Raw genomic sequence first — 26,646 nt, 5'->3', positions numbered from 1 at the left:
CTCCGTGTCTCTGATCTTCAATGCGACACGCGAGAAGAAGAGAGCGAGCAAAGAAATCGAATGCCACGAGCGATTAGAACCGTAAGCAGAACGGACGCGTTGAAGGCTCCAGATAGTCCCTCTGTGCTCAGATCGTGAGCGATAAGTAGGCTTTCTAGGGTCAGGATTCATAACCAGTAGATGACGGTTGCTGCGAGGGCGATGGCTGAGAGGAAGACTTTCGGACAGCGGTCATAGCGAGTAGCCACGCGCCTCCAGTCCTTGAGCCTGCCGAACATGATCTCGATGCGACTTCGCCGCTTGTACCGGCGCTTGTCGTATTTGACCGGGATCTTGCGCTGCTTTCGGGCGGGGATGCAGGCGCGTATCCCTTTGTCTTGCAATGCCTCTCGGAACCAGTCGGCGTCAGAGCCCCGATCCCCGAGCAACCAATCGACGTTTGGCAGGCTGCTGAGCAGCGCCCGTGCGCCGACATAATCGCTCACCTGCCCGACGGTCACGAACAGGTTGAGAGGTCGGCCCTGGCTGTCGCAGATGGCATGCAACTTTGTGTTCATACCTCCCTTGGTTCGACCGATCAGGCGACCACGCCCCCCTTTTTCGCGGCCATGCTGGTCGCTGTGCGGTGGGCCTTCAGGTAGGTCGCGTCGATCATCACGGTCTTCTCTTCGCCGCATTCGGCAGCCAGCCCGACCATCATCCGCGCAAAGATGCCTTTCTCGCTCCAACGCTTCCACCGGCTGTAGAGCGTCTTGTAGGGACCATAGGTGGCAGAAGCGTCACGCCATCGCAAACCATTGCGATTTATGAAGATAATTCCGCTCAGCACCCCCTTGTCATCAACCCGAGGCTTGCCATGCGACTTCGGGAAGAAAGGGGTGAGCTTGGCCATCTGCTCGTCGGTCAGCCAGAAAAGATCGCTCATGTCACAGCTCCATTTTCCGAGCCATGAATCACGCAGTGCGGCGGAAATCAATGCATCCAGACCCTAGTCAACTCTGCAGCCATGAAGGTCCGCTCTCGGGAAATCTGCCTGGACCCTTTGCGCTTGCAGCGAGGGCGTCGCCGCGCATCGTGCAAACGTACAAATTGGGCTGGCTTGAGCCGATCACGGTTAGCCAAGAACGCTGTCGCGGCGGGCAGCTTGGTGCTGCACCGCCGCAAGGCAGCAGAGAGCCCTAATCACCGCGGTGCGCCAGGCTGAGTTCGCGCGTGCAGCAAGGTTCATCTCGTCGCTACCGGCCTTAACCGATCCTCTGCCGTCTATTCGAAATGCTGCACTGCTGTCCGTTGAAGAAGACATTCGTTGCAACTGCGCAGAAATAAGCCTCGGCGCAGTTGGCACAGCAGGGATTCACCTTCACCTCGCTGAAGCAATTTTCAAAGAAAGCGCACACCGACATTTGGCCGATCAAAGTGCTAACTGAGAAGTTCGCGGGCGATGATGGTCCGCTGAATCTCCGATGATCCCTCGTAGATCCTGAAGATCCGCAAGTCGCGCAGGTAGCGTTCCAGCGGAAAGTCCCGGGTGTAGCCGTAGCCACCGTGGATTTGCAGTGCTCGGTCTGCGATGCGCCAAGCGGCCTCGCTGGCGTATAACTTGGCAAACGCCGAGTCTGAGGAATACCGCTCGTCAGTGCCGCGCTTGCGGGCGGCTTGCATGCCCAGTGCGCGCGCCGCGGCCAGATCGGTGGCACTATCGGCCAGCATCCACTGTAGCCCCTGGAAGCTGCTGATCGGCCGTCCGCCAACCTCGCGTTCCTTGGCATAGCACACAGCCGCATCCAGCGCGGCGCGCGCAATGCCGGTGGCCTGCGCGGCCACTTCGATGCGGCCGTTGTCCAGCACCTTCATCGCGGTGCGGAAGCCGGTGCCCTCGTCGCCGAGCCGGTTTTCCGCGGGAACGTGGCAGTCAAACGAGATTGGGAAAACATGGCCGCCGCGCAGGCCCATGGTTTCTTCATGTTTGCCGATTTCCACACCATCAGTCTTGCCCGGTTCCACCACAAAGGCGCTTACCCCGCGGGCGCCGACTGCGCTGTCGGTCTTGGCATAGACCACGATGAAATCCGCGCCACCCGCATTGGAGATGAAGCATTTGGAGCCCTTCAGCCGGTAACCGTCACCATCGGGGGTGGCGGTGCTGCTCATGTCTGCAGGGTTGGAGCCAGCCATCGGCTCTGTCAGGGCAAAAGCGCCAAGTACCTCACCCGCTGCGGCGGTCGGCAGCAAGCGCTGCTTGAGCGTCTCATCCGCCCCCAGAAGCAGTGAATCCGTCGCCAGGAAATGCGCTGTCAGCATCGAGGCGGTAGAGCCGCAGGCCCCCGCGACAGCTTCCACGGCGCAATAAAGGGCAGGCCCGGACAGACCGATGCCGCCATACTTTTCGGGAAGGTTCATGCCCATAATGCCCATTTCTGCCAGTGCCGCGCGGTGCAGGGTTGCAAACTGCCCCCTGGCGTCGATGGCGGCAGCGGCAGGTGCCAGAACCTCGCTGGAAAACCGTTCGATCTGGTCGATGACGGCCTGTTCTTCGCTGTTCAGATCATCGCACATCGGGGCTCTCCCTGTTTTGCCAAAGTTGTTGCAGAATGTCCTGAGTGTGGGCGCCTAAGGTGGGCGCTGACTGGCGTCCGCCCCGCGGCGCATCGCTGAAATGCACGGGCTGCTCTGGCACTGTGACCTTGCCAAGAGTGGGGTGCTCTACAGCAGAGGCCAGTCCGCGCGCCTGCGCCTGCGGTGAGCCCCAGGCCTCGGGCACTGAACACAGTGCCGCGGCTGGAATGCCTGCCTCGGACAGAACCGCCACTGCGTCTTGCGTGCCGCGTTCTGCGCCCCAGCTTTCGATATGATGCGCCAGCGCGGGTTCGTTCTGCCGCCGCAAAGCATCGCTGGCAAAACGCGGATCTTCTGCCAGCTCCGGTGCGCCGATGGCTGTTGCAAAGCGCGCAAACAGCCGGTCATTCAGTACCGCGACGGTGAAACTGCCATCTGCGGCCGAATAGGTGCCAAAAGGGGCCGACAGCGCGTGTTTGCTGCCTGTCCGCTTTGGTGTCTCGCCCGCCATCAACGCGCGACAGGCCGCCACCGGCATCATCGACATCAGCGAGTCATAAAGCGCCAGATCAACATGTCGCCCCTTGCCGCTGCGTTGCCGGTCAAACAGCGCCACCATCGCTCCGAAGGCCGCAAACATGCCGCCTGCAACGTCGGCAAAGGCATCTCCGGCCATCATCGGCGGGCCGTCCTCGGCGCCAGTCATGTCCATCAGCCCGCTCATCGCCTGGATGATGATGTCATAAGCCGGCAGCATCCGGTTCGGGCCTGTCTGGCCGAACCCAGAGACGGACACATAGACGAGCTGGGGACAAGCCGCGCACAGTGTGTCCGCACCCAGCCCGAACCGGTCCATCACGCCGGGGCGGAAGTTCTCGACCAGCACGTCGCTCTCCGCCGCCAGCGCCCGCGCCGCCGCCGCGCCGTCCTCGGTTTTCAGATCCAGAACGATGGATTTCTTGCCGCGGTTCACTGATTGGAACAGCAGGCTTTCGCCGTCCCTGAATGGGCCGATGTGGCGGTAGTCATCGCCTGCGGGCGGTTCCACCTTGATCACCTCTGCGCCAAGATCGGCCATCAACGCCGTACAATAGGGCCCGGCCAGAACCCGAGAAAAATCCAAGATCCGGACCCGCTCCAGCGGCCTGCTGCCTTCCGTTTTGCCATCTACGAACATGCGCCCCCCATTAGTTGCTTGCTGGAGGATAGCGTCTGGTGTGATATATTCGGAAATATGGTATGCGTATGAAGGGTATATAGATATGAATATACCACTAAACTTCCGCCAGGTTGAAATCCTGCTGGCGGTCGCGGACACGGGCAGCACCGCTGCGGCGAGCCGTGCGCTGAACACGTCGCAGCCCTCGGTTTCGCTGGCTATCGCCCGCTGCGAGGAAGTGTTCGGACAGAAGCTCTTTATCCGCATCCCAGGCCGCGGGATGGAGCTGACCACGTTCGGTCAACATAAACTTGCACAGCTGCGCGAACTGGAGAAACAAGCCCGCTGGGTTCTGAGCGGCGGCGAGGGCACGCCAGAGTTCCTGAATCTGGGAGTGTTTTCAACCCTCGGCCCACGCTATGCGCCGCAGTTGGTGCGCCGCTTTCTGGACGCCCGCCCCGACGCCGAAGTCCGCATTCTTGAAGGCGACCTGCAAACGCTGTTCGATTGGCTCAGCGAAGGCAGGATTGACATGGCGCTGCTGTACGATTTTGGCATTCCGTCGGATTTTGTCATCACGCCTCTGATGGCCGTAGAGCCCTACGCCCTGCTGCCGAAGGGGCACAGGTTGGCACAGCAACCCAGCGTTTGCTCCGAGGATCTGGTGCAGGATCCGGTCATCCTGATGAACCTGCCCCACAGTCGGGGCTATTTTCTGTCTCTGTTACAGAATACAAGTGTTCCGGTGCGGGTGACCCACGAAACAGCTTCGATCGAAATGTTGCGGTCAATGGTGGCCAACGGGTTTGGTGTTGGCCTTCTGGCGACCGACCTGCCAGACGGTCCTTGCTATGATGGCAGTCCAGTGATCCGGGTTCCACTCGACGGCCGCCCGCCGCTGCATCAGGTCGCCCTTGCTCATCGCGGCGCGGCGCTCAAGCGGCCAATCACCCATGCTTTTACCGCCTTTGCTGAAGCCTATTTTAACCCGGCGACCTGAGCGCCAAGAGATATCCGGGACCAATCCACGGCAACATGAATTGCGTCTTTTGTTCTGCCTCCAGCATTTCATGACCGGCCCACAGCCGACGTCCAACGACCACCAGCGTCGCTGCGGTGCGGCCCGGCAGAGTGGACGTTCGCTGCAACCGCGAAATCAGATGACGGGCGAATTCGCCCTATGCGCAACCTTCCGAGCCTTCACCGCAGTTGCTCAAATGTCCGCTTGCAGTGCTTTCCGTCACCCGCATCGGTAAACAAATATGCGCAAGATTCGGGTCGAGTTCAGGTATTCCAGGTGTAAGCATGCTCTTGCCACTGAAAGTTGAGTGTATGGAAATGAACATCAGACAAAAACTGGCTGAGAATGAATGGAAGGGCGAAATCGGCTTTACCATTTAAAGCCGCGAGCTCGAACGCGTGGTTGCCAGAATGCCGGTGGCCGAAGCCGCAAAGAACCCATTTGGAACGATGCACGCCGACGCCTTGATCTGGTTTGCCGATATCGCAGCGACCTTGTGTGCAATCGGCGATCTGGACAGCATTGGTGAAGACGGGTCGGGTTTCCCGCTCGCCGTTGATCTTCATCCAGTCCTGTCGGGCAATGAAAAGGCGGGCGATTCGATTGCAACCTCCACGACGGTCAAACGCGACGGCAAACTCATTGTCATTCGCACCGAGGTGCGCGGAGAGACAGGACGTCTGCTGATCGAAATGACAACCACGCATCTGCGCGCCGGTTGACGAATTGCAAAAGCACCCGCCATTCTTGTGGCGGGCTCTCTATTCATAACCTCAAGCCGTCGTCAGCAAGTCCGTCAGCTGATCAATGGTCGCTTCATCCGTGCGTCCATTGGTGACGCAGGCCCGCAAAACCGGATTGCCCTCGAACACCGCCTTGGAAATCCAGAACCGGCCATCTGCGTGAACCGCATCGACATAGCGTTGCACTGCGTCGTTGCCTTCCGGCGGGACCATGCAACTTACCCCCATGAAAGACCGGTTTGCCTCTGTCCAACCCGCCTTCTTCAGGTTGTCCGTGAACCGGCTGGTCAGCCGGATGCAGCGTTCCACATGGTCGCCGTAGCCGTCCCATCCCGCGGCCCCGAGAGCGAGAAACAGGCGCAATCCCACAAAGCGGCGCGACCACTGATTGGAATTCACGTAGAAATCCTTGGCTGCCTCGCTTTCTGGCATGTAGCTGGCCGAGATCCGGAAAACCTGTGCCGGTATGTCAGGGTGTGAGGTCAGGAACATGCCGGCCCCCATTGTGGTGGCGAACCATTTATGGGCGTCAATCGTGATCGAATCCGCCTGTTCAATGCCATCCAGCACAGACCGCCTTGCCGTGCTGGCAATCATCGCACCACCCCAAGCCGCGTCAACGTGAAACCACATGCCGTGCGCTTGCGCCAAAGCGCTGCAAGCTTTAAGAGGGTCGATCATCCCGGCATTCGTGGTGCCAGCCGTGGCCACGATCAGGACCGGAACGCAGCCGTTTTTCAGATCCTCATCAATGGCAGTCGCAAGACAATCCGCATCCATCTGGCCTTGGCCATCAGTTGCGATCAATCGAACGGCGTTGCGTCCGATGCCTGCCGAATGCGCCATCTTCAACCATGCAAGGTGGCTTTCCTTCGAGACGTAAATCGTCGGCTGACCGCCGAACTCATAGATGCCCTTGTCGCTGTAATCCGGGCATTTCGCCTGCAAGGCACATAAAACAGCCGTCGAATTGGCTTCGGCACCGCCACTGGTAAAATGTCCTCCAGATCCCTCGGGAAGCCCCGCGCGTCGAGCCATTTCGTCGATGACATGTTGTTCGATTTCGACGGCGGCAGGCGCATGAGAATACACACAGATTTGCGGATTGAACATCGACGCGATCCGATCTGCACATTCCGCGGCAAAGGTAGGCGCAGGATTGAACAGGCCAAGATATCCCGGATGAGTCATCTGCACGCTGCCGGTATCGAGCGCGTCAATCACCCAGTCTATCAGCGGTTCGAGATCTTCCGCTTGGTCAAACCGTTTGGATTTCAACTCTTCCAACCAGTCAGGCGTTAACCCTGCCGAGGTCGCATTGCGCCTGGCATAGTCGCGGCGCGCCTGATTTAGGCGTTCGGTCAACGCATTTTCTGCCTTCGTAAGTTGTTCAAAATCCGGGAAGAGTGCGTCGCGTCCGTGCATCGGGAAATCCTGTGATTGCTTTGGGGTGAAATTATCTGCGCTGGCCAGTTGCATCGACCCGAAACATGCGGTTTCCGCGCGACAACATTGTCAAGATTTCGATCCCGACCGGATCAATGACGGCTTTCCCCTCACCGCATTCTAGATGTGCGAAGCACAACATTGGTCATAATGGGCTCCGAGCGGACCTTTAGTAGTGCCGAGAATTACCCGAATTCAGGGGTATCTGAATGTCGACTTCCAATGTCCCGGCATCAGTGTCACGAGCCTGTAGCGAAATCACACTTTCCGCCCTCTTTCAGGTCGCCTTCGCTGCTGCAGCGACGATTGAGCACTTGCGGCGAACGGCGGGTTTGTTTCGCATCCCTTTCGTTCAAAGATGGTTGGAAGCTGCACCTGCGGCGAAGGTCTGCTCCTTTCATTGCCCATGGAGCATGGGATCGCCGCCCGGCTGGCAGACCCGAAGACTTTGCAAAGGTCGCAATCTGCGCTTCGCTAACATCCATGCCTGGCGAAGCATCGCCTTGGTCATTTGGTCGTTTGATGGTCCGCTACTGGGAAAGCATCGCGGCCGCAGCATGGCCTGTGCTGGACTTCACATGAATGTCCGAATTGGGCTGCATGCGGACATTTGAGCAACTGCGGTGAAGGCTCGGAAGGTTGCGCATAGGGCGAATTCGCCCGTCATCTGATTTCGCGGTTGCAGCGAACGTCTTCTCTGCCGGGCCGCACCGCAGCGACGCTGGTGGTCGTTGGACGTCGGCTGTGGGCCGGTAGCGACGAGATGAACTATGCTGCACGCGCGAACTCAGCCTGACGCACCGCGGTGATTAGGGCTCTCTGCTGCCCGCCGCGGCAGCGTTCCTGGCTAACCGTGATTGGCTCGAGCCAGCCCGAAGCGGATCTTCATACAAGGCGAAGCGGTGAATGTGCGGCGGGCGCGAAGGGCTTCTCGAAAGCGGACCTTCAAGTTCGATCAGTTGACCCAAGTGGGGGCTGCGCCCGACTCCAAGGTCAACGAGGCGTAGGGGGCAGACCAATCGCCGAGACGCCTTCGATCACGTTGGCTTCAAAGTCGAGAACGACGGCATCGGCGCCGCGGCTTGCGGCCTTGGCGATGAACATCTCTTCCAAAAACGGTATGAACAGCGGGGAGCGCTACATGGTCACGCTGCTTCCCCGGCGGCACGGGCTATGCCTGGGTCGTCGAAGCCAAGTTCGGCCTGGATTTCTGCGGTGTGGTGACCGAGCCTCGGCGCCGACGCGCGTACAGCGCCCTGCGTGGTGCTCAGACGCGGAAAGTTCTGCTGCATCGGCAGGCGCTCCATGCTGTCGTATTCGTAATCGTGTAACACGCCGCGACCACGAACATAGGGATGATCGACCAGATCCGAGACGTCGCAGATCGGGCCGACGGTGACGGCTTGGCGGCGTGTCGCCATCCGTTACGGCAGATGCCCGAAGGCCTTCCTCTCAGCCATCGCGCTTGCCGCCGCCGTCATCTTCTGGCTCTGAAACTTAATGAGGCTGAAGCCTAGCAGTCGCCCCCTGTCGGCGAAGTCGGCGGGCCAAATACGTCACGCGTGACCGCTCTGGCAAAACTGGCGTCCAGCACCCCCCGGTTCAGCAGACGGTACCAGAAAGCGCCATGGATCAGGCCCGAAACCAGCTCTGGACTGCGATCTGCAGACAGCTCGCCGCGTTCGATGGCCCGCTGCAGCAGATTCGTGACCATCTTCTCGCGGGGCAGAACGAACTTGGCGTAAAAATTCGCCTGAAAAGCCGCATCCTGCTGCGCCGCCGCAATCAGGGCACGCAGAACGCCGCCATTGACAGCAAGATGACTGAAGACGTTTATCAGGAACTCCTCAAGCAGATCGCGGCACGCCCGCTCCCCGTCCAGAGGCGGCGCTGCAGCGTAGCTCTGCGTCTCTTCAAACACGGCATCAAGAACCAGATCAGCCTTTGTGTTCCACCGGTTGTAAAGTGTCTGGCGGGCCACGCCCGCCTCCTCGGCGATGGCTGCGATCGATACCTTGCCGTACCCTCTTTCGCGCACAAGGCGCAGCGCAGCCGCTTTCAAAGCGGCTCCGGCCTGGGCGTTCACTGGGCGTCCGCCCTGGGGGGGGCTGGCCATGCACAACTCCTGTTCACGAATGCAGAACATATCTTGCTTTACTTATTGGACCAAAGTCTATTAACCGCAAGTAGACCGCAGTCTATTAATGCAGCAGGAACGATGATACCTCACACGACCCTTTCCCCCAAACACGCAGCGGCGATTACGGCGACGCTGGGCTTGCTGTCCCTGTTTCCGCCTCTGGCGACGGATATGTACCTGGCCGCACTCGGCGACCTGGCCGCTTCCATGGGCTCCACACGCACCGCGGCAGAATTTTCGCTGTCGATCTTCTTTCTCGGTCTCTGCGCGGGGCAGCTTCTGCTCGGCCCGCTGACCGACACCTATGGGCGCAAGGCGCCGCTGCTAGTCGGCGTCGCGCTGTTCACCGGGACATCTATCGCTCTGCCGCTCCTCAGCGACATCGAATGGTTCAACGCCTTGCGGTTTGTGCAGGCCATCGGGGCAAGCGCCGGCATGGTTGTGGGCCGGGCCATGGTCAAGGATCTCTATCAGGGACGCCGCGCGGCTCAGGTGATGACCGTGCTGGTCATGCTGCTGACAATCGGTCCGATTGTATCGCCGACGCTGGGCAGCCTCCTTCTTGAAGCCTTCGGCTGGCGCTCGATCTTTGCGGCGATGGCGCTGATCAGCATCACCGCCTTTGCGCTGGCGGCGGCTGTCCTGCCGGAAACCCTTCCTGCCGCCAGCCGCAAGCCGCGGCCGTTCATCGGCAGCCTGCGGGCAGCCGCCATGCTGCTATCGCAGCAAAGATTTGTGGTCATGGTGCTGGTGTCCGGCTTGATACAGGGCGGCATGTTTGCGTTCATCACCGGCTCCTCCGGCGTGTTTCAGGGCATCTTCGGGCTGAGCGCGCTTGAATTCGGCATTATGTTTGCCGTTATTGCCGCCGCGCTGATCCTTTTCGGCCGGATCAACGGAGTTTTGCTCAACCGTTACAGCCCGGAACAGATCGTCACGGCCGGCTTGCCCGTGTTTGCCGCCGCGGCCCTGTGTCTGGTGCTGGTCTCCGGCACGCAGACGCTTTGGATCTTTGCCGTTCCACTTTGGGTGTCCATTGGCATGGTCGGCCTGCTGTCGGCCAATGCGATGGCCATGACGATGGACCTGTGCGGCGAGGGAGCCGGTATCGGGTCCGCCCTGCTCGGCGCCGCGCAATTCGCCATCGCATTTTCGGTGTCCTCCTGCGTCGCTTTGGGAAGCATGGATACGGCCTTGCCAATGTCCCTCGGACTGTTGACCCCTGCCGGTTTTGCGGCGGCCCTGTTTTTCGGCTTCCGCAGCCGCGCGCAGAAAGCCGGTGCATAAGAACCCTCCCAGGCTCTGGCTGCACCGGGTCCGCTTCTCCCGGGAAACCGCGCGGCGCTGATGCGCCGCACCGCTTTTCATGTCGGAAGATCTAAAGAGCAGCTCACGACCCGTCACATTCCTTCCTCCTAGCCGACGTTGCGGCCCCCAGCCCTTTCCGGCAAATGTTGACAGCCCCGCTGATCCGTCAGCGGGGCTTTGCTTTGATCAGAAGGATGCCCTGCAGGGCCAGATAACGAGCGAGATCTACTACCGGTTCCAACTGCTCGAAACCGTCGCCGTCACCCCATCGGTTCAATTCATCACGAACCAGAAAGCCAATCCAAGCAAGATAACGGTCACGGTTTTAGGACTGCGCCTCAGAGCAACCTTTTGAGCGGAGTGGTTACGATCAAAGTTACCGGCTTTAGCCTGCACAAATCACCTGAGCAGCCGTGCTGCGCACATATCGTGAACCCGCAAATGCTCTGAAAAGCGACGGGACGCTGAATTTGACTCGCCTAATGCGGGTACTTGAGGTTCCGTACTGGAGTAACGGTATTCTGCTGCAGCTGCAAAGTTCGCCGGCATTTCTGTGACCGCTGTGGGCTCACTACCGACTTGCGGAGATGCGGCGGCAGGGTTGCAGCGGAACTTGACCAGGACGCTTCTGTCAGACAACACCAAGTAGCCCAAAGCGGACCCGAAGGGCGGATCTTCTGGCACTTACGGCATCCGCAGGCCCGGGCGGAGAGCAGCCATTCGCGGCACCCGCAATGGACGTCCGCTTCACATTGATGGCGGTAAGAATTTCCCGGCCAACGCGAGTTGCTCCCTATATCCTTCCAGCCGCGCGTTGGCATTGGTGTCGATCACCAGAATGACCGCCATCATAACGGTGGTTGTGATCAGGCTCGCCCGCCAAAGGGGCGTCTCGAAGTAGAGTATCGCCAGCGCGCAGGCGGCGATGATCAGCGGGATCACCCGGAACACCGCAATCCGGTATTCGTTCAACACCCTGTCGGCGCGTGCGATCTCGTCTGCAACGAAACCGACGGCATCGGTGGCGTATGCCGCTGGGAAGCTCGCCAACCGGGCTTGGCTGGAGAAGAACAGGCCCACCCCGATGACCAGGATCAGCGTGCCCGACATCAGTATGGGGATGACATAGGCCCTCGCCAGGTCGGTCCTACCCATCTGCCAAAAGCCCAGGCTTGCCAGAAGAAAGGACAGGCCGAAGAGAATGAAGAAGGCGGAGGAGAGCATTTCGGTTTTCGTCCAGTCAGTCGCTGTTTTCAAAATGTCCACGTTTGTGCCCCTCATCAGTTGCAGTGCCCGGAATTGAACGGGAGGCGCGACAAGCCGACCGACCCAAGCCCGGTCTATTCTGCCACGGCAGGATTACAAGGCCCTCACAGGTCCCAGCTGAAGCCTGTGTCTTTCTCGGATCGCTCCCACAGCCTGACCATGACAGGCTTGTCGTGAGCGTGTGCATTCAGCGTGCCGCGGCCGACGGGACCGACGAATTCCCTTGTCCCGGTGGGTCCGTAGAGCGCGCGCTCTTCGGTCAGCGCCTCTTCCGCCGCGCACATGACCTCCGGGTAGGCCCCCTGTTCGGCGGTCTGGACCATCGGCGTCTTGGTCATAAGCCACCAGATCAGCCGCATCGTCCGGCTGCCGTTGGTCGTAATCAACGAGGTCGCCGACGATCCCGGGTGACAGACGAAGACCTTCACCCCCCTTCGCCCGGCCGCGGCCAGCCGGTCCTGAAGCTCGTAGGCGAACATCATCTGCGCCAGTTTGCTCTGGGAATAGGCGGCATTGGCGCCATAGCCCTTGTCCCAGTTCAGGTCCTCGAAACGGATCGTTTTGAGGCCCATGTTGTAGCCGAGGCTGGCGACGACGACGATCCGGCCCTTCGTCTCTTCGATGCGGTCGAACAGCATCCCACACAGGGTAAAGTGGCCGTAGTGGTTGGTGCCGAGCTGGCTCTCGAAACCATCGGGCGTCAGCTTGCGCGTCGGCACCTGGGCGATGGCGGCGTTGCAGATCAGCGCGTCGATGCGCTGCGTGGTCTTCAGCACCTCTTCGGCGGCCATGCGGACGGAGGCCTGCTCGGCGAGATCCATACGGATGAAGCGCACCGGTGCATTGGCGCCGAACGCCTGTTTCAGCTCCTTCACGGCGGCGGCGGATTTCTCGGCGCTACGGTTCAGCATCACCACCTCCGCGCCTTTGCCGAGGAGGATGCGCGCCGCCTGGAAGCCCGCGCCGGCGTTGGCGCCGGTGATAACATAGGTTTTGCCGGCGAGGTCGCCGAGACGTTCAGGCGTCCAGCCCTTTGGTCCGAAAGTGAGGTCAGCCATGGTGTTCTCCAGTGCTCGGGGCGCCCGGGGTGCTTGTGTTTGTAAACCGTGGTGTTTACATAGGGGCGAGCGGCAGGAGTGTAAACCCGGATGTTTACATTTTTCGCGATGCGGGAGGCAGGAGCGATGAAACTGGCTGAAAAGAAACGAAAAGATATTCTGGAGGCGGCGATCCGGGAATTCCGTGAGCAGGGCTTTCCGGCGGCGCGGGTGAATCGCATCGCCGAGCTGGCAGAGGTGTCGAAGCGCACCCTCTACAAGCACTTCGAAAGCAAGGAAGTTCTCTTTCAGGCCATCACCGATATCCTGCTGGAGCAGATCGCGGCGACGCCCAGGCTGAGCTATGATCCAAACGTGCCGCTGCAAGAGCAGCTGAAGGGGGCAGTGCGGAATTACGTCGGCCATCTGACCGGTGAAGGATACATGGGGCTGAACCGGTTGGTGATGTCAGAGCTTTTGCGCGATCAGGATCTCGCGCAGGCCTTCTTTGCAAAGGCGGCGATACAGGATGGCCCCATCCAAGCGCTGATCGACGAGGCGATGCAGGCCGGCGCGCTCCGCCAGGCTGAGCCGGGCTTTGCCGCAGGGCAGCTCCTTTCGATGGTGAAGCATTTCTTGGTCTGGCCGCAGTTCCTGATGGGGGCGAAAGCCGAGGTCGATCCGGATGCCGTCATCGCCGACTGCGTGGAAATGTTCCTCGCACATTACGGCGAGAAAGACCATGGATGCGCAGGATCGAAGCTGTGAAGCAGGGAGCGTCATGGTCTGACGTCACCCCGCCTTGCGAAGGTCACTGCGTGGGACGTCAGTTTGCTTCTGGGAAGGCCGCATCGCGGCGTAGAACAAGTTGCCGAAAGTCTGTTTAGGGCCGAAAGCTCTCACGCTCAGCATGAAGAGCGTCGCCCAAGCCTAATGCTTTTGTGAACGGTTTTGTCCGGATAGCGCAGGAGAGCGGATTGGCCTTTTACTATCTTGGCAGCCTGCTCTAAGTTTCCCGCGTCACCGGCATATTGCGCCGACGGCCAAATTCTTTACTGCGCGGGGGCTCCATGACGTATCTTGGATTAGACTTGGGGACCTCTGGCGTCAAAGCACTCCTCATTGATGATACACAGTCTGCCCTCGCCCAAGGCCATGGCGGGCTGACCGCCGACCGCCCCCGCCCGTTGTGGAGCGAACAGGACCCCCGGGCATGGATTGACGCCTGCAAAGCGGCCATCGAACAGGTGCGCGCTCAAGCGCCCGCTGAATTTGCAGCGCTGCGCGGCATTGGTGTTTCAGGGCAGATGCACGGTGCTACCTTGCTGGACGAAAATGACGTGCCTCTCCGTCCCGCCATTCTCTGGAACGACGGGCGCTCCCACGCGGAATGTGCCGAACTTGAAGACCGCGCTGATTTCCGCGGAATCGGCGGCAACATCGTCATGGCGGGCTTTACTGCACCCAAATTGAGGTGGGTTCAAAAGAACGAACCGGACACCTTTGCGCGCACGCGCAAGGTTTTGCTGCCAAAAGACTGCGTGAACCTTTGGCTGACCGGAGAGCATGTGTCCGAGATGTCGGATGCAGCTGGCACACTCTGGCTGGATGTTGCGCGGCGCGATTGGTCAGATGTGCTCTTGGCCGCCACCGGCCTGACCCGGGACCACATGCCCCGTCTGGTGGAAGGCAGCGCGCGTGCCGGTGACCTTCGCCCCGAATTGAGGGCCGCGTGGGGCGTCGGGTCCGTTGCCGTTGCCGGGGGAGCTGGCGACAACGCTGCAACAGCCTGCGGGCTGGGGGCCGTCAATCCGGGGGATGGATTTCTGTCTTTGGGAACGTCGGGCGTCTTGTTCTCTGTCACCGACCGCTTTGCGGCGAACACACAAAGCGCTGTTCACAGTTTTTGCCACGCGATACCCGGTACCTGGCATCACATGGGAGTGATCCTGTCTGCCACGGATGCTCTCGCATGGTTCGGTCAAATTACCGGAAAGACACCGGCCGCGCTTGCAGCCATGGTGGAGCGGGTCACAGCGCCGTCTCCGATCACGTTCCTGCCGTATCTGTCGGGTGAACGAACCCCGCACAACGCCCCGGATGCAGTCGGGGCGTTTCACGGCCTGCGCCGGGACCATGGCTTGCCCGATATGGCGCAGGCAGTCATGGAAGGCGTCGGATATGCTTTTGCCGATTGCTGCGCCGGGCTGGAGACCGCGGACTCGCTACCCAAAACCGTCAGCGTCGCAGGCGGCGGCAGCCGGTCGGAGACATGGCTACAGATGATCGCTGATATCACCGGGCTCACGCTGAAGCTGCCCCGCAGCGGCTCACAAGGCGCGGCATTGGGCGCGGCACGTCTGGGGTTGATGGCAAGCGAGGAGGTCACGGCCGAGACGGTGTTGACGCCGCCGCAGACCGAAAGAACCTTTGTGCCCGACCATGACCTGAAAGAAGCCTATGCTGCTGGCTTCGACATGTACCGGAATATTGCGGCGCAATCTCTACAGAGATAATCTTGGTCTGAACTGTGACCCTCACCCGGTGAAGCTGTGACGCTTCAGGGAACTGAAAACTGGGTACATGCGTAAGGAGACAAATTAGCCTCCCAAAATTCAGCCTGCAAAAGTCAAACGTCGAACCTTGGGTCCGTGTTGTTACGTTGCACGATCTTGGCGACTAGAGGATCCTTCTGAAGGCCGAGCTGGCGGCGACACTCCGCCACTGTCTCGGCGTCCCGGGCGATTTCCCGTCTGCGCTCGCGCAATGCGTCCTCAATTATCTCTGCGATGATCCTCAGAAGGATTTCGAGCAGCGACATTGCTGGTTCCAGCCGGGCGTGCATTTTCAGAGGTAGCGGGCGTTCCGCGGCATCGCGCGGGCCATACACCAGCCTGCCTCTACGGTCTTTCTTATCGGGCACCCATCGCAGCAGGTCTGTGCGGATCAATTCCAATCCAAGGTTAAACGCCTCTGCCCGTTTCTGAGCCGACTTGATCTCTTCTTCCCGGGCACGAATTGCTGCTTCCCGTTCCGCCAGTTGTTCCTCCCGCTGCGCGGCCCGTTCGTCCCTTTCTTCCAATGACCTTTCCCTCGCCTCAACCTCCCTCTCCCTACTCAACACCGTTTCTTCTCTTGCCGTGACCTCTGCCTCCTTTTTCTTCAAAGAATTTTCTTCCGCCGCAACGCGGCGAGCCTGCGCTTCCAGCGCCTGCTCCCGCACTTCAAGCTGGGTCTCGAACCGAAGGTTCGCCAGCTGCTCCTCCGCCCGGGCTTTGGCCCCGGCTTTACGCGCAGCGTATTGCTTGGTCGTCAGGCGCTCGTGGCCTGGCCCTTTCCGGAGAAGCCCGCAGGGTCTGCCGACCGCTTCGTAGTAGCGGTCCTGAAAGGCTTTCATCGCCGCGGTGAAAGCGGCCTTCTCCGGATTCTTCCCAGATCCTTTCTTCCGGGCGGCATGCAGATGGCGCCCGTTCTCTACGGACCATTCTTCGAGCTTCCTGGCATTGACGGCCTCGACCCCGGCGCAAGCGGCCTCCCAATCGGCCAATGCCTTTTCATGCTTTGCCATATTCTTTTTCTGGGTCACCCGGTTCTTGCTTGGGCGCGGCTTCTTGGGCTTCTTGGGTTTCGGCAGCAATTCCGGCTTCGGCAATGACGAAAGCGTCTGCGGCTTGTCATGCGCGGCGCGGTATTCCGCAGCTGCAGCTTTCCCCACATGCAGCTTGTTCGCATCGAGCCGCGGGTCATTCGCATTCACAGCAAGAATGTGCATGTGAACATGTGCTTCATCTAGATGGATAACCCCGGCGAAAGTGATGCCTTCCGGCATTCGCTTCCGGAAATCCCGCACAACCAGGTCTGCCCATCGGGCGATCTCATTCTTGTGCTTTGCCCGATCCTCCAGGAAATTTTTCGACGACATCGGGTGCGAGTGGATCTCAGTGTACAATGTCGGCGCATCTGACCGCAGGCTTCGGCTGTAGGTTTTTCCGGATTTCGCGGTCACGGTTTCCCGGATCTCGCTGCAGCGCCGATCGTGCAGCGCCTGAAGATCACTGAGGGCCATCGCCCCTCGGCTCAGAACCGGCAGCGGCGCGCGCGGGTTTTCGACATGCACGGAGAAGTCCGGGTTGCGCTGCGCTTCCTCAAACACCTGACGCGCACAGTTCCACTGGTCTTTGGTTCCTTTCACCTTCTTCGGCTTGCGGGAATAGGTTTCGATATGGACGAATTGATATGCCATGCCGCGGTACTCCTTTTTTCATTGAGTACGCGACCTCAGCGAAAACGCAAAAGCGGATCCGACCGATAACACCCTGTAAATCATCGAATTTCTGTTGCCATATTGTTTTTCTGAGACTTGGGGCAGCATAAAATGGCGCGCCGAACGCGCGCAGATGCTCCCCATAGGGACAGACTATAGGTAGCTGAAGCTACCTCGTCTGCCCCTTCCGCCGGGGAGGCGCTCCAGCAGCCCTGCGGGTGCTTGCGCGGCCGGTTCCCGGCCTTGCATTGGGTTTGCTTTTGGTTGTCTCTATTGGGCTTCGAACTGCCTACACTTCGGCGCCAAACTACACCCGGCTTGGCCCTGACGCCCCGGTTACATTGCCATCACAGGAGTTCTGGACCCGCCTTGCCGGGGGCCAAGGATGCCTAATTTTTTTTCGATAATCTGGATAGGCGGAAGGTCTTCGGTTCCAATGCTTGCTGGCGATCAGCTTGTCTTGTCCAGCCAGTCTATCAATGCGCGCCTGATCATTTCTGGGCGTGTCGGAACGTCAGGCTCGAGCCGCCGCCTTTCGTCGATCGCATCGATGAGTTCTCGCGGCAGTCTAAGCGTCAGAGCTGCTGTATCTTTCTTGGGAGGTGCCATTTTAATATTACCATTTTGATGTTGACATCATAATGGCATTATCGCATATTGTGCGGGCGAGGCAAGAGCTGGAACCTCTTCCCTCGCCCTCATCAATCCGATCTGCAAGGAGATCAGAATGACTACCGCACGAGTTACCACGCGCGTGAGCGCGGCGAAAGACTTGCATCCTGTATTGACGGCCCCGGTTGTAAACCAGAGGCCCACGCCGATTTCCCGGACATTCGCTGAGCTGAACGATGCGGTGGATTCCGCCATCGGGCTGGAGCGCGACCTGTCGCATGCGATGAGCTGGGATCCTGCCACCAGCGGCTTTTTCGAGGCCGCCGAGAACCAGTGGCAGGACTGCCTGCGGCTGGCCTCCGATGTTTTTTTCGGCCCCGACTGCCACGACCGACGATCAGCCGCTGCAGCGCATGAGCATGCTGCTACACTTTCTGATCGAATCCGGAAGCCCGGACGAGGCCGTGCATCTTCAGCATTTGATGTATGAGCATCGTGATCTTTTCAGCACGGAAGATCCCGGTGCCCGCCAGGCGCTGAACCGCGCGGCGCGACAAGTCGATGCAATCGTGGAAATGGCCACGGCATCGCGAGACTTCGCACCGGTCTGATCCTGCCCCTAATCCCTGACAACACTTGACCTGCCCCGGCAGCGGTACTGCCCGCTTGCTCCCGGTCTTGCCGTCTCCACATCTTGTTTCCCTCGGCAGGCGCGTCCCCAGCGCCTGCTCTCTCTCCCGCTTTGCCGAATGGACCTTACGATGACCAATACATGTCCCGCCAAGCCCGCCGCCTTCCCACTCACAGTCCACGCGCATTGGCACGACGCAGCCGCGCGCAAAGGCTTCGACGTTCTGAAGCGCATCCAGGACCGTTATCATCTTCTTCTGTGTTGCCGCGCGTGCGGAGCAACTCACGTAAGCAAGCTCTTTGTACTGATGAACAACCAGCCACTCTGCCCGCATTGCATTCAAGACCGGTGGCAGGCCGATGCCGAAGCCGCCGGGCTGCAGTGGGCAGGCCGCGACCCGGAAAACCGGCACTACGGCTTCTACATCGCGGGCTGCGGTCACCGGCTGCGGCGGCAGCTTGAACTAATCAAGCGCGCGGCCGCGGGGATCTGCGACGTGCGCTGCGAGACCTGCCACAGCCGGAAGGAACAAGAGGAAGCCGCCGCGCAAGGCTGGGAGCTGATCAGCCCCGATCCGGACGGGGACCCGAACTATCGTCTGTACCGGCATCGGGAATGCGGACGTGAACAAAGGGTGGCCCGGGTCAACATGCAAACCGGCCGCTTCGGGTGCGGCGGGTGCGGAGAGAACTGGCCTGCCGCGCCAAGCCATCTCTACGCCATGCGGTTCTAGCTTCCAAATGGCGCGTAGCTGGTAAAGCTGGGCTTTTCCCGGAACCCGGATTCCAGGTTGCGCCACCAGCTGCTGAAGCACCGCAGCGTGGAAGCACAGATCCTGAAGACTGTCCCTATGGAGACAGGGCAACGTGCTCTGCAGACTGAGAAACGGCTGCACGCGCGTCTTAAGACCGCCTTTTCGGACAGTATTGCTCCACCCGATCTTTATGCCGGATCCATCAATGTCAGGAGCGAGATCTATTTCGCAGACGTGACCGCGGAGATTCTCCGGATGCTGGACGAGATCGCCACTGACGGCGCGGCCTGACACTCCTCCATCCGCCCCCCCTCAGTGCCGCCCCAGCCAACCCGGAATCCGGGGAGGGCGGCGCCCCTTTGCCTGCATCTTATCCGGAGACAACCGATGACACAGTTCCCGCTTCACTCTCCCCGTCCCGCCTGGGTCTCCTTTGGCAAACAGGTCCTGCGCCGGATGATCTCAGATCAGCTCAGCGCCGCTAACAAACGTGACGCCGCTTTTCAAGACCATCCAAAATCCAGACTTTTGGACACGCTCAACGACCTGCCAAGAGCGCAGCACCGGGACAGCGCAGAGCTAGACCAACTCCGGGAAAGCGGAGTAGACGGCTGGGCGCTGGACGACCAGGGGCACAGCCGCCCTGCAACCGTCCTGCCCGGAAGCCGAAGCCTCATCGCGCTGCGGCTTGCAGCAACCTTCATTTCCTCCCGGAATGTCATGGACACCGTGTTGGCTCCGGGTGCCGTGACCGTGCTCTCCGGTTTCCGCACCGCAGACGCGGATTTCATCCTGGCGGCCTGCCGCTCCGGTTTCCTGCCCGAAGAGTGGAAGGTCACCACCCGCGGAGACGAACACCCCCGTGGTCAAGCCCTCCGGGTACTTCAGGTCACCACATCAAGCGGAACGTCGCGGACCGGTGATCTCTATCGTCTGGAGCGCAACCTGTGCGAAGCGCTGCAGCAACCCTGCCCGCTGCTTGTCCTGCTTCCTCACGGCGAAAGCATCCCGGACAGTCTCGCTGCGAGCTTGCCGGACCCGGTGAAGTTGAAGCCGCTGAACCGCGATATCCTCATCATACAGATGGAGCACAGCCACAGCGCAACCGGAAAGATCGACCGGAAGGCCGTGGAACCGGCCCTCCCGGACGACAGTGCTCTGGCCCGACTGGGTGCCCCGGAGCTTCTGCTGGCACTGCGCGCACCGGATGCCCGCAGCGTAGCGGAACGCCTGGCCGCGGCGGTTTCCCGAACCCGGAGGCAGGTAAGCGGAGCCAGTGCCCTCACCCTCGAGGCCATCGGCGGCAGCTCTCCCGCGCACCAGGCTGCGGCAGATTTGGTTGCGGACCTGCACAGATGGCAACGCGGTGAACTCAAATGGAGCGACATGTCCAGATCTCTATTGATCCACGGAGAACCCGGCACTGGCAAAACCGTGCTTGCCAAGGCCATCGCCGCATCAGCCGGGGTCCCGCTAATCCAAGGCTCCTTTGGAGCCTGGCAAGCACAGGGTCACCTTGGCGATATGCTGGCGGCGATGCTAGCGTGTTTTCAAGACGCCAAATCCCGGAAGCCTTGCGTGCTGTTCATCGATGAGATCGACAGTTGCGGGTCTCGCGCCGACACCAGTGACCGCAACCAAGCCTACCGCCAGCAGGTCATCAACGAGTTCCTACGGCAGATCGATCTGCTTCATAAAAAGGAAGGTATCCTCCTGATCGGTGCCACCAATTTTCCCGGAAAGATCGACCCGGCTATCCTGCGCCCTGGCCGTTTCGATCTGCACCACGAGATGCCGCTTCCATCGCGGCAGCAGATCCTGGTCATGCTTGAACAGGTCTTCCCGGACTCCGGGCAAGATCTGGATCCGCTGTCCCGGAAGCTGACCGGACAAACACCGGCCGTGATCGACGCAACGATCCGCGAAGCCCGCGCCAAGGCGCGGCGCCAAGCGCGCTGCTTTGAGCCCGGATTCCTGGAGCAGGTCCTCGGACAAGAACAAGGATACCGGAAGCAGCTGGATGAACGCATCGCCGTGCATGAATGCGGCCATGCAATCGCCGCCTGGCTTTACGGGGAAGAGATCAAGCGCGTCTGCCTCTCCCCCGACGGAGGGTTTACCGAGCGCACGACACCGCCGGGGGCGGGACTGGAGGCGGATTTCGACCGGCAGATGTGCATCCATCTCGCCGGGCGCGCAGCGGAACGGTTGTTGTTCGGGACTGTCTCGGCCGGGGCAGGCGGCAGCGCGGCATCCGATCTGGCGCAAGCTACACAACTTGCTTTGTCAATGGACTATGAGCTGGGACTGGGCATTCATGGAAACGCCTGGCTCGGGACGCCGGACTTTGCCCGTTTGACTGCAGAAGAACGCAAGCGCCTTCAAGACCGGCTCAACCATGCCGAAGACTGCGCTCGCGCTCTGCTGTACCCGCACCGGCACCTGCTCCGGGAAATGGCTTCGGTGCTGAGGCGTGAACGGGAATTCGACAGCGACGCCATCAAGTCCTGGCTCAAAGACCTGCCCCGCAGGAGCATTTCGGCTGATGAACCGGAAGGTACAGGAGATGATATTTCAAACGCAGCCACTGCATTTGGCGCAAATTCCGGATAACTCCCTGCCGATAATAGTTTGCGCCCGGTGACCTCCCGGAAGCAAACTTCCCGGCACCGCCTCGCGGAGCCAGACAAGACCCTCGCCAGCGGGGTTATCCACATAAACCCGGCCCGGGGCGGCATCGTTCCCGCTTTCACCAGGCCCGTCGCCCTCCCGCTCCCGTTATGATGAAGTCAACAGCCGCCGGGACAGATCCCGGCCATATCAGCATCATCAAGTGACCGCCCCGGCCAGCCGTTCGGGAGCGGCGGGAGAACTCGGCCTGTGGCACGGGACCAAAAGAGTTATGTCAATTGCCAGCGGGCAGCGGATACGCCCGCTGATAAAACCACCCTCCGCCCGGCCGATGCACCCGGCACTCAGGCGCAGTTGCACGCGTTGATGCGCGCCCTGGCCCGGGAAGCCGCTCGAGCCGACCACCGGGATGAGAACAAGCCAGATTAGAGCCAGCAACTGGAGGCCTTCCATGTCCAAGTCGAAACTCCGCGCCGCCATCTACGCCCGGTATTCCAGCGATCTGCAGCGCGACGCTTCCGTCGAGGACCAGATCCGCAGCTGCACAGATTACGCAAAGGCGCAGGGACTTGAAGTCGTTGCTACCTACTCCGACCGCGCTATCTCGGGCGCCAGCCTCATGCGCAGTGGCATGCAGGCGCTGCTGCGCGATGCGCGCGGCGGCACCTTCGATGTGTTGGTCTCGGAAGCCCTCGACCGGCTGAGCCGCAACCAGGCCGACATCGCCCACATCTACCAGGAGTTCTGCTTCAACGGCCTCCCGATCGAGACCCTCGCCGAGGGGCTGATTTCGGAGATCCATATCGGGCTCAAGGGGACGATGAATGCGCTCCAGCTCAAGGATATCGCGATGAAGACCCACCGCGGCCTCAAGGGCCGCGCGCTCGAGGGCAAATCTGCGGGCGGCAAGGCTTACGGCTACCGGATGAAGCCGCAACTCACGAGCAATGGCGACGTGATCCGCGGCGAACGCGAGATCAACCCGGAGGAGGCCGCGGTCGTGCGCCGGATCTTCCAGGATTATGCCCGCGGCCTGTCCCCGAAGAAGATCGCCGAAGCGCTGAACCAGGAAGGTGTTCCCGCCCCATCGGGTCGCCACTGGGGCGCTTCCACCATCCATGGCAACCGCCAGCGCGGCACCGGAATTCTCAACAATGAACTCTATAATGGCCGGCAGATCTGGAACCGGCTGCGCTACGTGAAGGATCCGCAAACGGGCAAACGCATCTCGCGGCTGAACCCAGAAAGCGAGCGGACGGTCACCGACGTTCCGCATTTGCGGATCGTCGAACAGGATCTCTGGGATGCGGTCCGGGCACGCCAGGGCGACCTGAAGACCGCGGGCACCAATGTGCCGGTCTGGGACCGGCGCCGCCCCAAGACCTTGTTTTCCGGCCTGATGGCCTGCGGCTGCTGCGGCGGCGGCTTTGCCAAGATCTCCAAGGACAGTTTCGGCTGTTCCCCGGCGCGGAACAAGGGGGCCGCGGTCTGCAGCAACAAGCGCACTATCAAACAGGCCGATCTGGAAGCCCGGGTGCTGGATGCACTGGCGAACCACCTGATGGATCCGGACGCGGTGCAGGTCTTCTGCGAAGAATACACTGCCGAGCGCAACCGGCTGAAGGCGGCGGCCGCCGGGAGCCGCAAGGAAAAGGAACAGGCACTCGCCCGTGCCAAACGGGATCATCAGAAGCTGGTGGATGCGATCATCGCAGGCGTGCCCGCAGAGCAGGTCAAAGACCGGATGATCGAGCTCGACACGCGGCGCCAGCAGCTGAAACAGGAGTTGGCGCAGACCCCTGCCCCGGACCCGGTGGTGTTTCACCCGTCGATGGCAGAGGCCTACCGGGAGCGGGTCTCCCGGCTGATCAAGGGGCTTGGCTCCGCCGAAGGCATGGAAGAGGCCAAGGAGGCGCTGCGCGCATTGGTGGAGCGGATCGTGCTGACGCCCGCAGCGGAGGGCGACGGCCTGGATCTGACCCTTGAGGGCGATCTTGCCGGGCTGCTGCGGCTGGCGACGGGTGCGGAAGGCGCGAACACGGCGAAGGCTCCGGACGGCAGCTCCGAAGCCTTTGATATATCTGAGGAAATTGTGTTGGTTGCGGGAGCAGGATTTGAACCTGCGACCTTCAGGTTATGAGCCTGACGAGCTACCTGGCTGCTCCATCCCGCGACACTTTTTTTGGCCTACCGCGCGGATCGCTACTTGAGGCCGGTTATTATCCGGTGACTTGCCGTATCGGCGCGTTTTCCGGGTAATCTTGTATCGTTGAAGAGAGGTTTTGGATTTTACTAGGTTTGGCGGTGACCTACTCTCCCAGGGCTTGAGCCCAAGTACCATCGGCGCGACAGTGCTTAACTTCCGGGTTCGGGATGGGACCGGGTGTTTCACTTGTGCTGTAGCCACCAAACCGAGGAAAATCCAAATCCGACGGCCTTGCGGAGCAAGGCAGGCGAGCGGCAGGCAGCGTGTTTGCGAAGCAAATGCGCGTTGCCGCTGGGTTGTTATGTCACCGCCGATTGGCGGCAGGCAGAACAACCTGCGTCGGTTACAATCAACGTTGTCCAGGTTTTGTGTTTTGGATGGTTTTCTTTCTGTTTCCTGTAACACTGTCTGTTACTGGATCAAATCAAGCCTATCGGGCGATTAGTACCGGTCAGCTGAACGCATTGCTGCGCTTACACCTCCGGCCTATTGGCGTGGTGGTCTTCCACGGCCCTCAGGGATACCTTGTTTTGAGGGGGGCTTCCCGCTTAGATGCCTTCAGCGGTTATCCTGTCCGATCATAGCTACCCAGCACTGCAATTGGCATTACAACTGGTCCACCAGTGGATCGTTCACCCCGGTCCTCTCGTACTAGGGGCAACTCCTCTCAAGTATCCTACACCCACGGCAGATAGGGACCGAACTGTCTCACGACGTTCTAAACCCAGCTCACGTACCTCTTTAAACGGCGAACAGCCGTACCCTTGGGACCTGCTCCAGCCCCAGGATGAGATGAGCCGACATCGAGGTGCCAAACACTGCCGTCGATATGGACTCTTGGGCAGTATCAGCCTGTTATCCCCGGCGTACCTTTTATCCGTTGAGCGATGGCCCTTCCACGCGGGACCACCGGATCACTATGGCCGACTTTCGTCTCTGCTCGACTTGTCAGTCTTGCAGTCAGGCTGGCTTCTGCCATTGCACTCAACGAGCGATTTCCGACCGCTCTGAGCCAACCTTCGCGCGCCTCCGTTACTCTTTAGGAGGCGACCGCCCCAGTCAAACTACCCGCCACGCAGGGTCCCGGATCCGGGTAACGGACCGCGGTTAGACATCAAGAGTGCGAAGGGTGGTATCTCAAGGGAGGCTCCACCGGAACTTGCGTTCTGGTTTCGATGCCTACCACCTATCCTGCACATCACAATCCTGATGCCAGTGCGAAGCTGTAGTAAAGGTGCACGGGGTCTTTCCGTCTAACCGCGGGAAGCCTGCATCTTGACAGGCAATTCAATTTCGCTGAGTCGATGTTGGAGACAGCGGGGAAGTCGTTACGCCATTCGTGCAGGTCGGAACTTACCCGACAAGGAATTTCGCTACCTTAGGACCGTTATAGTTACGGCCGCCGTTTACCTGGGCTTCAATTCGGAGCTCTCACCCCTCCTTTTAACCTTCAGGCACCGGGCAGGCGTCAGACCCTATACGTCGTCTTGCGACTTCGCAGAGCCCTGTGTTTTTAATAAACAGTCGCCACCCCCTGGTTTGTGCCCCCGGATCCAAGTTGCCTTGAACCCGGGCCTCCTTCTCGCGAACTTACGGAGGTATTTTGCCGAGTTCCTTCAACATCGTTCTCTCAAGCGCCTTGGTATTCTCTACCAGTCCACCTGTGTCGGTTTAGGGTACGGTCTGATGGAGGGCTATTTCCAGGGACTGCTGAGCAGCCCACTCAATCCGATAAGAGTGAACTACCTTTGCAATCCGTCACATCCTCCTGGCCCAGGAATATTAACCTGGTTCCCATCGCCTACGCCTTTCGGCCTCGGCTTAGGGGCCGGCTTACCCTGCTCAGATTAGCTTTAAGCAGGAACCCTTGGACTTTCGGCGAGAGTGTCTCTCACACTCTTTGTCGCTACTCATGTCATCATTCTCGCTAGTGATCTCTCCACCGGATGGCTCACGCCCCGGCTTCATCGAAAGCCTCTCTCCTCCAATGTTCCCGGAGGAACTAAGGAGGAATGAGACTATGTCACACTACGCTCTGCTACCATGCACTATGTGCATCCTCGGCTTCGGCTCATGGCTTGAGCCCCGTTACATCTTCGCCGCAGGACGTCTTGTTTAGACCAGTGAGCTGTTACGCTATCTTTAAAGGATGGCTGCTTCTAAGCCAACCTCCTGGTTGTTTTGGACATCCCACCTGCTTTCCCACTTAGCCATGAATTGGGGGCCTTAGCCGGAGGTCAGGGTTGTTTCCCTCTCCACTACGGGCGTTAGCACCCGCAGTGTGTCTGCCATCTAGTACTCCCGGGTATTCGGAGTTTGGTTAGGATCAGTAAGCCTGTGGGGCCCCATTACCCATCCAGTGCTCTACCCCCCGGGGTATTCGGATGACGCTCTACCTAAATAGATTTCGCAGAGAACCAGCTATCTCCGAGTTTGATTGGCCTTTCACCCCTAGGCACAGCTCATCCCGATCTTTTTCAACAGATGTGGGTTCGGTCCTCCAGTGCGTGTTACCGCACCTTCAACCTGGCCATGCCTAGATCACTCGGTTTCGGGTCTGATCCCACGAACTCATGCGCCCTATTAAGACTCGCTTTCGCTGCGCCTCCGCCTAGCGGCTTAAGCTTGCTCGTGAGACCAAGTCGATGACCCATTATACAAAAGGTACGCTGTCAGCCCTCAAGGGGCCTCCAACTGATTGTAGGCGTTCGGTTTCAGGTACTGTTTCACTCCCCTCGTCGGGGTGCTTTTCACCTTTCCCTCACGGTACTGGTTCGCTATCGGTCAGTAAGGAGTACTTAGCCTTCGGAGGTGGTCCTCCGATCTTCGAACAGGATTTCACGTGTCCCGCCCTACTTGATACGTCCTTCAG

Annotated in this window: 21 protein-coding genes, 1 tRNA gene, 2 rRNA genes and 1 pseudogene (1 of these 25 cut by a window edge); 12 read left to right on the top strand and 13 right to left on the bottom strand. The window is 60.1% G+C overall.

Going from position 1 to position 26,646, the window contains the following annotated elements:
- Window positions 1-167: 167 nt before the first annotated feature.
- The 3 genes from ACZ52D_RS18335 to ACZ52D_RS18325 all read right to left on the bottom strand — a co-directional run bounded on the left by ACZ52D_RS18335 (window position 168) and on the right by ACZ52D_RS18325 (window position 3,733).
- Window positions 168-925 (bottom strand): IS5 family transposase gene (locus ACZ52D_RS18335; protein WP_464443267.1). Its coding sequence is split into 2 segments (ribosomal slippage): window positions 168-601 and window positions 601-925, totalling 759 coding nucleotides; the frame shifts between segments, so codons are not numbered across the junction.
- A gap of 494 nt (window positions 926-1,419) precedes the next feature.
- Window positions 1,420-2,556: an acyl-CoA dehydrogenase family protein gene (locus ACZ52D_RS18330; protein ID WP_464443266.1), complete on the bottom strand. Its 1,137-nt coding sequence runs from the start codon at window positions 2,554-2,556 to the stop codon at window positions 1,420-1,422.
- Window positions 2,546-3,733 (bottom strand): CaiB/BaiF CoA transferase family protein, encoded by a 1,188-nt coding sequence (locus tag ACZ52D_RS18325; RefSeq protein ID WP_464443265.1) that lies wholly within the window; start codon window positions 3,731-3,733, stop codon window positions 2,546-2,548. Before ACZ52D_RS18325 ends, ACZ52D_RS18330 begins: the two co-directional genes overlap by 11 nt.
- 40 nt (window positions 3,734-3,773) lie before the next feature.
- Between ACZ52D_RS18325 and ACZ52D_RS18320 the strand changes: the two genes are divergently transcribed.
- Window positions 3,774-4,715, top strand: a complete 942-nt coding sequence (locus tag ACZ52D_RS18320; RefSeq protein ID WP_464443263.1) for a LysR family transcriptional regulator — start codon at window positions 3,774-3,776, stop codon at window positions 4,713-4,715.
- 431 nt (window positions 4,716-5,146) lie between these two features.
- On the top strand, window positions 5,147-5,458 hold the full coding sequence (locus ACZ52D_RS18315) for a hotdog family protein (protein WP_464443262.1): 312 nt from the start codon (window positions 5,147-5,149) through the stop codon (window positions 5,456-5,458).
- 51 nt (window positions 5,459-5,509) lie between these two features.
- On the opposite strand, the gene ACZ52D_RS18310 is transcribed toward ACZ52D_RS18315, so the two are convergent.
- Window positions 5,510-6,958, bottom strand: coding sequence for a pyridoxal phosphate-dependent decarboxylase family protein (locus ACZ52D_RS18310; protein ID WP_464443260.1), 1,449 nt, complete (start codon window positions 6,956-6,958; stop codon window positions 5,510-5,512).
- 1,112 nt (window positions 6,959-8,070) lie between these two features.
- Window positions 8,071-8,346 carry a CoA transferase gene (locus ACZ52D_RS18305; protein WP_464443259.1) on the bottom strand — a complete coding sequence of 92 codons (276 nt, stop codon included), beginning with the start codon at window positions 8,344-8,346 and terminating at the stop codon, window positions 8,071-8,073.
- On the opposite strand from ACZ52D_RS18305, the pseudogene ACZ52D_RS18300 reads away from it, so the two are divergent.
- A pseudogene (locus tag ACZ52D_RS18300) lies at window positions 8,330-8,419 on the top strand (IS5/IS1182 family transposase); the annotation flags it as partial. The gene ACZ52D_RS18305 and the pseudogene ACZ52D_RS18300 overlap by 17 nt on opposite strands.
- A 19-nt stretch (window positions 8,420-8,438) precedes the next feature.
- Here ACZ52D_RS18300 and ACZ52D_RS18295 read toward each other — a convergent pair.
- Window positions 8,439-9,041 (bottom strand): TetR/AcrR family transcriptional regulator, encoded by a 603-nt coding sequence (locus tag ACZ52D_RS18295; protein WP_464443258.1) that lies wholly within the window; start codon window positions 9,039-9,041, stop codon window positions 8,439-8,441.
- A gap of 102 nt (window positions 9,042-9,143) precedes the next feature.
- On the opposite strand from ACZ52D_RS18295, the gene ACZ52D_RS18290 reads away from it, so the two are divergent.
- Window positions 9,144-10,352 carry a multidrug effflux MFS transporter gene (locus ACZ52D_RS18290; RefSeq protein ID WP_464443257.1) on the top strand — a complete coding sequence of 403 codons (1,209 nt, stop codon included), beginning with the start codon at window positions 9,144-9,146 and terminating at the stop codon, window positions 10,350-10,352.
- Window positions 10,353-10,431: 79 nt separating this feature from the next.
- On the top strand, window positions 10,432-10,728 hold the full coding sequence (locus ACZ52D_RS18285) for a carbohydrate porin (protein ID WP_369924556.1): 297 nt from the start codon (window positions 10,432-10,434) through the stop codon (window positions 10,726-10,728).
- A gap of 392 nt (window positions 10,729-11,120) precedes the next feature.
- On the opposite strand, the gene ACZ52D_RS18280 is transcribed toward ACZ52D_RS18285, so the two are convergent.
- The gene (locus ACZ52D_RS18280) at window positions 11,121-11,639 is read right to left on the bottom strand and encodes a hypothetical protein (RefSeq protein ID WP_464443256.1); all 519 of its coding nucleotides are present in this window, start codon (window positions 11,637-11,639) and stop codon (window positions 11,121-11,123) included.
- A 104-nt stretch (window positions 11,640-11,743) separates the two neighbouring features.
- On the bottom strand, window positions 11,744-12,697 hold the full coding sequence (locus tag ACZ52D_RS18275) for an SDR family oxidoreductase (RefSeq protein WP_464443255.1): 954 nt from the start codon (window positions 12,695-12,697) through the stop codon (window positions 11,744-11,746).
- A gap of 126 nt (window positions 12,698-12,823) precedes the next feature.
- On the opposite strand from ACZ52D_RS18275, the gene ACZ52D_RS18270 reads away from it, so the two are divergent.
- Both ACZ52D_RS18270 and xylB read left to right on the top strand, forming a co-directional pair.
- Window positions 12,824-13,444: a TetR/AcrR family transcriptional regulator gene (locus ACZ52D_RS18270; RefSeq protein WP_464443254.1), complete on the top strand. Its 621-nt coding sequence runs from the start codon at window positions 12,824-12,826 to the stop codon at window positions 13,442-13,444.
- Between the two features lie 302 nt (window positions 13,445-13,746).
- Window positions 13,747-15,192, top strand: coding sequence for a xylulokinase (xylB, locus tag ACZ52D_RS18265; protein WP_464443253.1), 1,446 nt, complete (start codon window positions 13,747-13,749; stop codon window positions 15,190-15,192).
- 113 nt (window positions 15,193-15,305) lie between these two features.
- Here the strand turns inward: xylB and ACZ52D_RS18260 are convergent, their stop codons facing one another.
- Both ACZ52D_RS18260 and ACZ52D_RS18255 read right to left on the bottom strand, forming a co-directional pair.
- The gene (locus ACZ52D_RS18260; RefSeq protein ID WP_464443252.1) at window positions 15,306-16,919 is read right to left on the bottom strand and encodes a plasmid recombination protein; all 1,614 of its coding nucleotides are present in this window, start codon (window positions 16,917-16,919) and stop codon (window positions 15,306-15,308) included.
- A 471-nt stretch (window positions 16,920-17,390) separates the two neighbouring features.
- A complete protein-coding gene (locus ACZ52D_RS18255; protein WP_420677436.1) occupies window positions 17,391-17,549 on the bottom strand; it encodes a ribbon-helix-helix domain-containing protein in 159 nt (52 codons plus the stop codon).
- Between the two features lie 118 nt (window positions 17,550-17,667).
- On the opposite strand from ACZ52D_RS18255, the gene ACZ52D_RS18250 reads away from it, so the two are divergent.
- The 5 genes from ACZ52D_RS18250 (at window position 17,668) to ACZ52D_RS18230 (ending at window position 23,708) form a co-directional block, all read left to right on the top strand.
- Window positions 17,668-18,042 carry a hypothetical protein gene (locus ACZ52D_RS18250; protein ID WP_464443251.1) on the top strand — a complete coding sequence of 125 codons (375 nt, stop codon included), beginning with the start codon at window positions 17,668-17,670 and terminating at the stop codon, window positions 18,040-18,042.
- Between the two features lie 271 nt (window positions 18,043-18,313).
- Window positions 18,314-18,916, top strand: a complete 603-nt coding sequence (locus ACZ52D_RS18245; RefSeq protein ID WP_464443249.1) for a hypothetical protein — start codon at window positions 18,314-18,316, stop codon at window positions 18,914-18,916.
- A gap of 57 nt (window positions 18,917-18,973) precedes the next feature.
- Window positions 18,974-19,228, top strand: coding sequence for a hypothetical protein (locus ACZ52D_RS18240; protein ID WP_464443248.1), 255 nt, complete (start codon window positions 18,974-18,976; stop codon window positions 19,226-19,228).
- A 96-nt stretch (window positions 19,229-19,324) separates the two neighbouring features.
- On the top strand, window positions 19,325-21,550 hold the full coding sequence (locus tag ACZ52D_RS18235; protein ID WP_464443247.1) for an AAA family ATPase: 2,226 nt from the start codon (window positions 19,325-19,327) through the stop codon (window positions 21,548-21,550).
- Between the two features lie 427 nt (window positions 21,551-21,977).
- Window positions 21,978-23,708, top strand: a complete 1,731-nt coding sequence (locus ACZ52D_RS18230; protein ID WP_464443574.1) for a recombinase family protein — start codon at window positions 21,978-21,980, stop codon at window positions 23,706-23,708.
- Here ACZ52D_RS18230 and ACZ52D_RS18225 read toward each other — a convergent pair.
- The 3 genes from ACZ52D_RS18225 to ACZ52D_RS18215 all read right to left on the bottom strand — a co-directional run.
- Window positions 23,665-23,741 (bottom strand) — tRNA-Met (locus tag ACZ52D_RS18225). The genes ACZ52D_RS18230 and ACZ52D_RS18225 overlap by 44 nt on opposite strands.
- Before the next feature lie 123 nt (window positions 23,742-23,864).
- Window positions 23,865-23,979: ribosomal RNA gene (gene rrf / locus ACZ52D_RS18220) — 5S ribosomal RNA — on the bottom strand.
- Window positions 23,980-24,194: 215 nt separating this feature from the next.
- Window positions 24,195-26,646 (bottom strand): 23S ribosomal RNA (locus ACZ52D_RS18215) (it continues 376 nt past the right edge of the window).

It is taken from the genome of Leisingera sp. S2M4, from assembly GCF_055398055.1.
This window is presented reverse-complemented; position numbering and strand designations above follow the sequence as displayed.

What these genes read in the sequence shown, in the direction of transcription:
- ACZ52D_RS18330 (WP_464443266.1), bottom strand. Translation starts at nt 2,556, where the DNA reads ATGTGCGATGATCTGAACAGCGAAGAACAGGCCGTCATCGACCAGATC.
- ACZ52D_RS18325 (WP_464443265.1), bottom strand. Translation starts at nt 3,733, where the DNA reads ATGTTCGTAGATGGCAAAACGGAAGGCAGCAGGCCGCTGGAGCGGGTC.
- ACZ52D_RS18315 (WP_464443262.1), top strand. Translation starts at nt 5,147, where the DNA reads ATGCCGGTGGCCGAAGCCGCAAAGAACCCATTTGGAACGATGCACGCC.
- ACZ52D_RS18310 (WP_464443260.1), bottom strand. Translation starts at nt 6,958, where the DNA reads ATGCAACTGGCCAGCGCAGATAATTTCACCCCAAAGCAATCACAGGAT.
- ACZ52D_RS18305 (WP_464443259.1), bottom strand. Translation starts at nt 8,346, where the DNA reads ATGGCGACACGCCGCCAAGCCGTCACCGTCGGCCCGATCTGCGACGTC.
- ACZ52D_RS18295 (WP_464443258.1), bottom strand. Translation starts at nt 9,041, where the DNA reads ATGGCCAGCCCCCCCCAGGGCGGACGCCCAGTGAACGCCCAGGCCGGA.
- ACZ52D_RS18290 (WP_464443257.1), top strand. Translation starts at nt 9,144, where the DNA reads ATGATACCTCACACGACCCTTTCCCCCAAACACGCAGCGGCGATTACG.
- ACZ52D_RS18285 (WP_369924556.1), top strand. Translation starts at nt 10,432, where the DNA reads ATGTCGGAAGATCTAAAGAGCAGCTCACGACCCGTCACATTCCTTCCT.
- ACZ52D_RS18275 (WP_464443255.1), bottom strand. Translation starts at nt 12,697, where the DNA reads ATGGCTGACCTCACTTTCGGACCAAAGGGCTGGACGCCTGAACGTCTC.
- ACZ52D_RS18270 (WP_464443254.1), top strand. Translation starts at nt 12,824, where the DNA reads ATGAAACTGGCTGAAAAGAAACGAAAAGATATTCTGGAGGCGGCGATC.
- xylB (WP_464443253.1), top strand. Translation starts at nt 13,747, where the DNA reads ATGACGTATCTTGGATTAGACTTGGGGACCTCTGGCGTCAAAGCACTC.
- ACZ52D_RS18260 (WP_464443252.1), bottom strand. Translation starts at nt 16,919, where the DNA reads ATGGCATATCAATTCGTCCATATCGAAACCTATTCCCGCAAGCCGAAG.
- ACZ52D_RS18255 (WP_420677436.1), bottom strand. Translation starts at nt 17,549, where the DNA reads ATGGCACCTCCCAAGAAAGATACAGCAGCTCTGACGCTTAGACTGCCG.
- ACZ52D_RS18250 (WP_464443251.1), top strand. Translation starts at nt 17,668, where the DNA reads ATGACTACCGCACGAGTTACCACGCGCGTGAGCGCGGCGAAAGACTTG.
- ACZ52D_RS18245 (WP_464443249.1), top strand. Translation starts at nt 18,314, where the DNA reads ATGACCAATACATGTCCCGCCAAGCCCGCCGCCTTCCCACTCACAGTC.
- ACZ52D_RS18235 (WP_464443247.1), top strand. Translation starts at nt 19,325, where the DNA reads ATGACACAGTTCCCGCTTCACTCTCCCCGTCCCGCCTGGGTCTCCTTT.
- ACZ52D_RS18230 (WP_464443574.1), top strand. Translation starts at nt 21,978, where the DNA reads ATGAGAACAAGCCAGATTAGAGCCAGCAACTGGAGGCCTTCCATGTCC.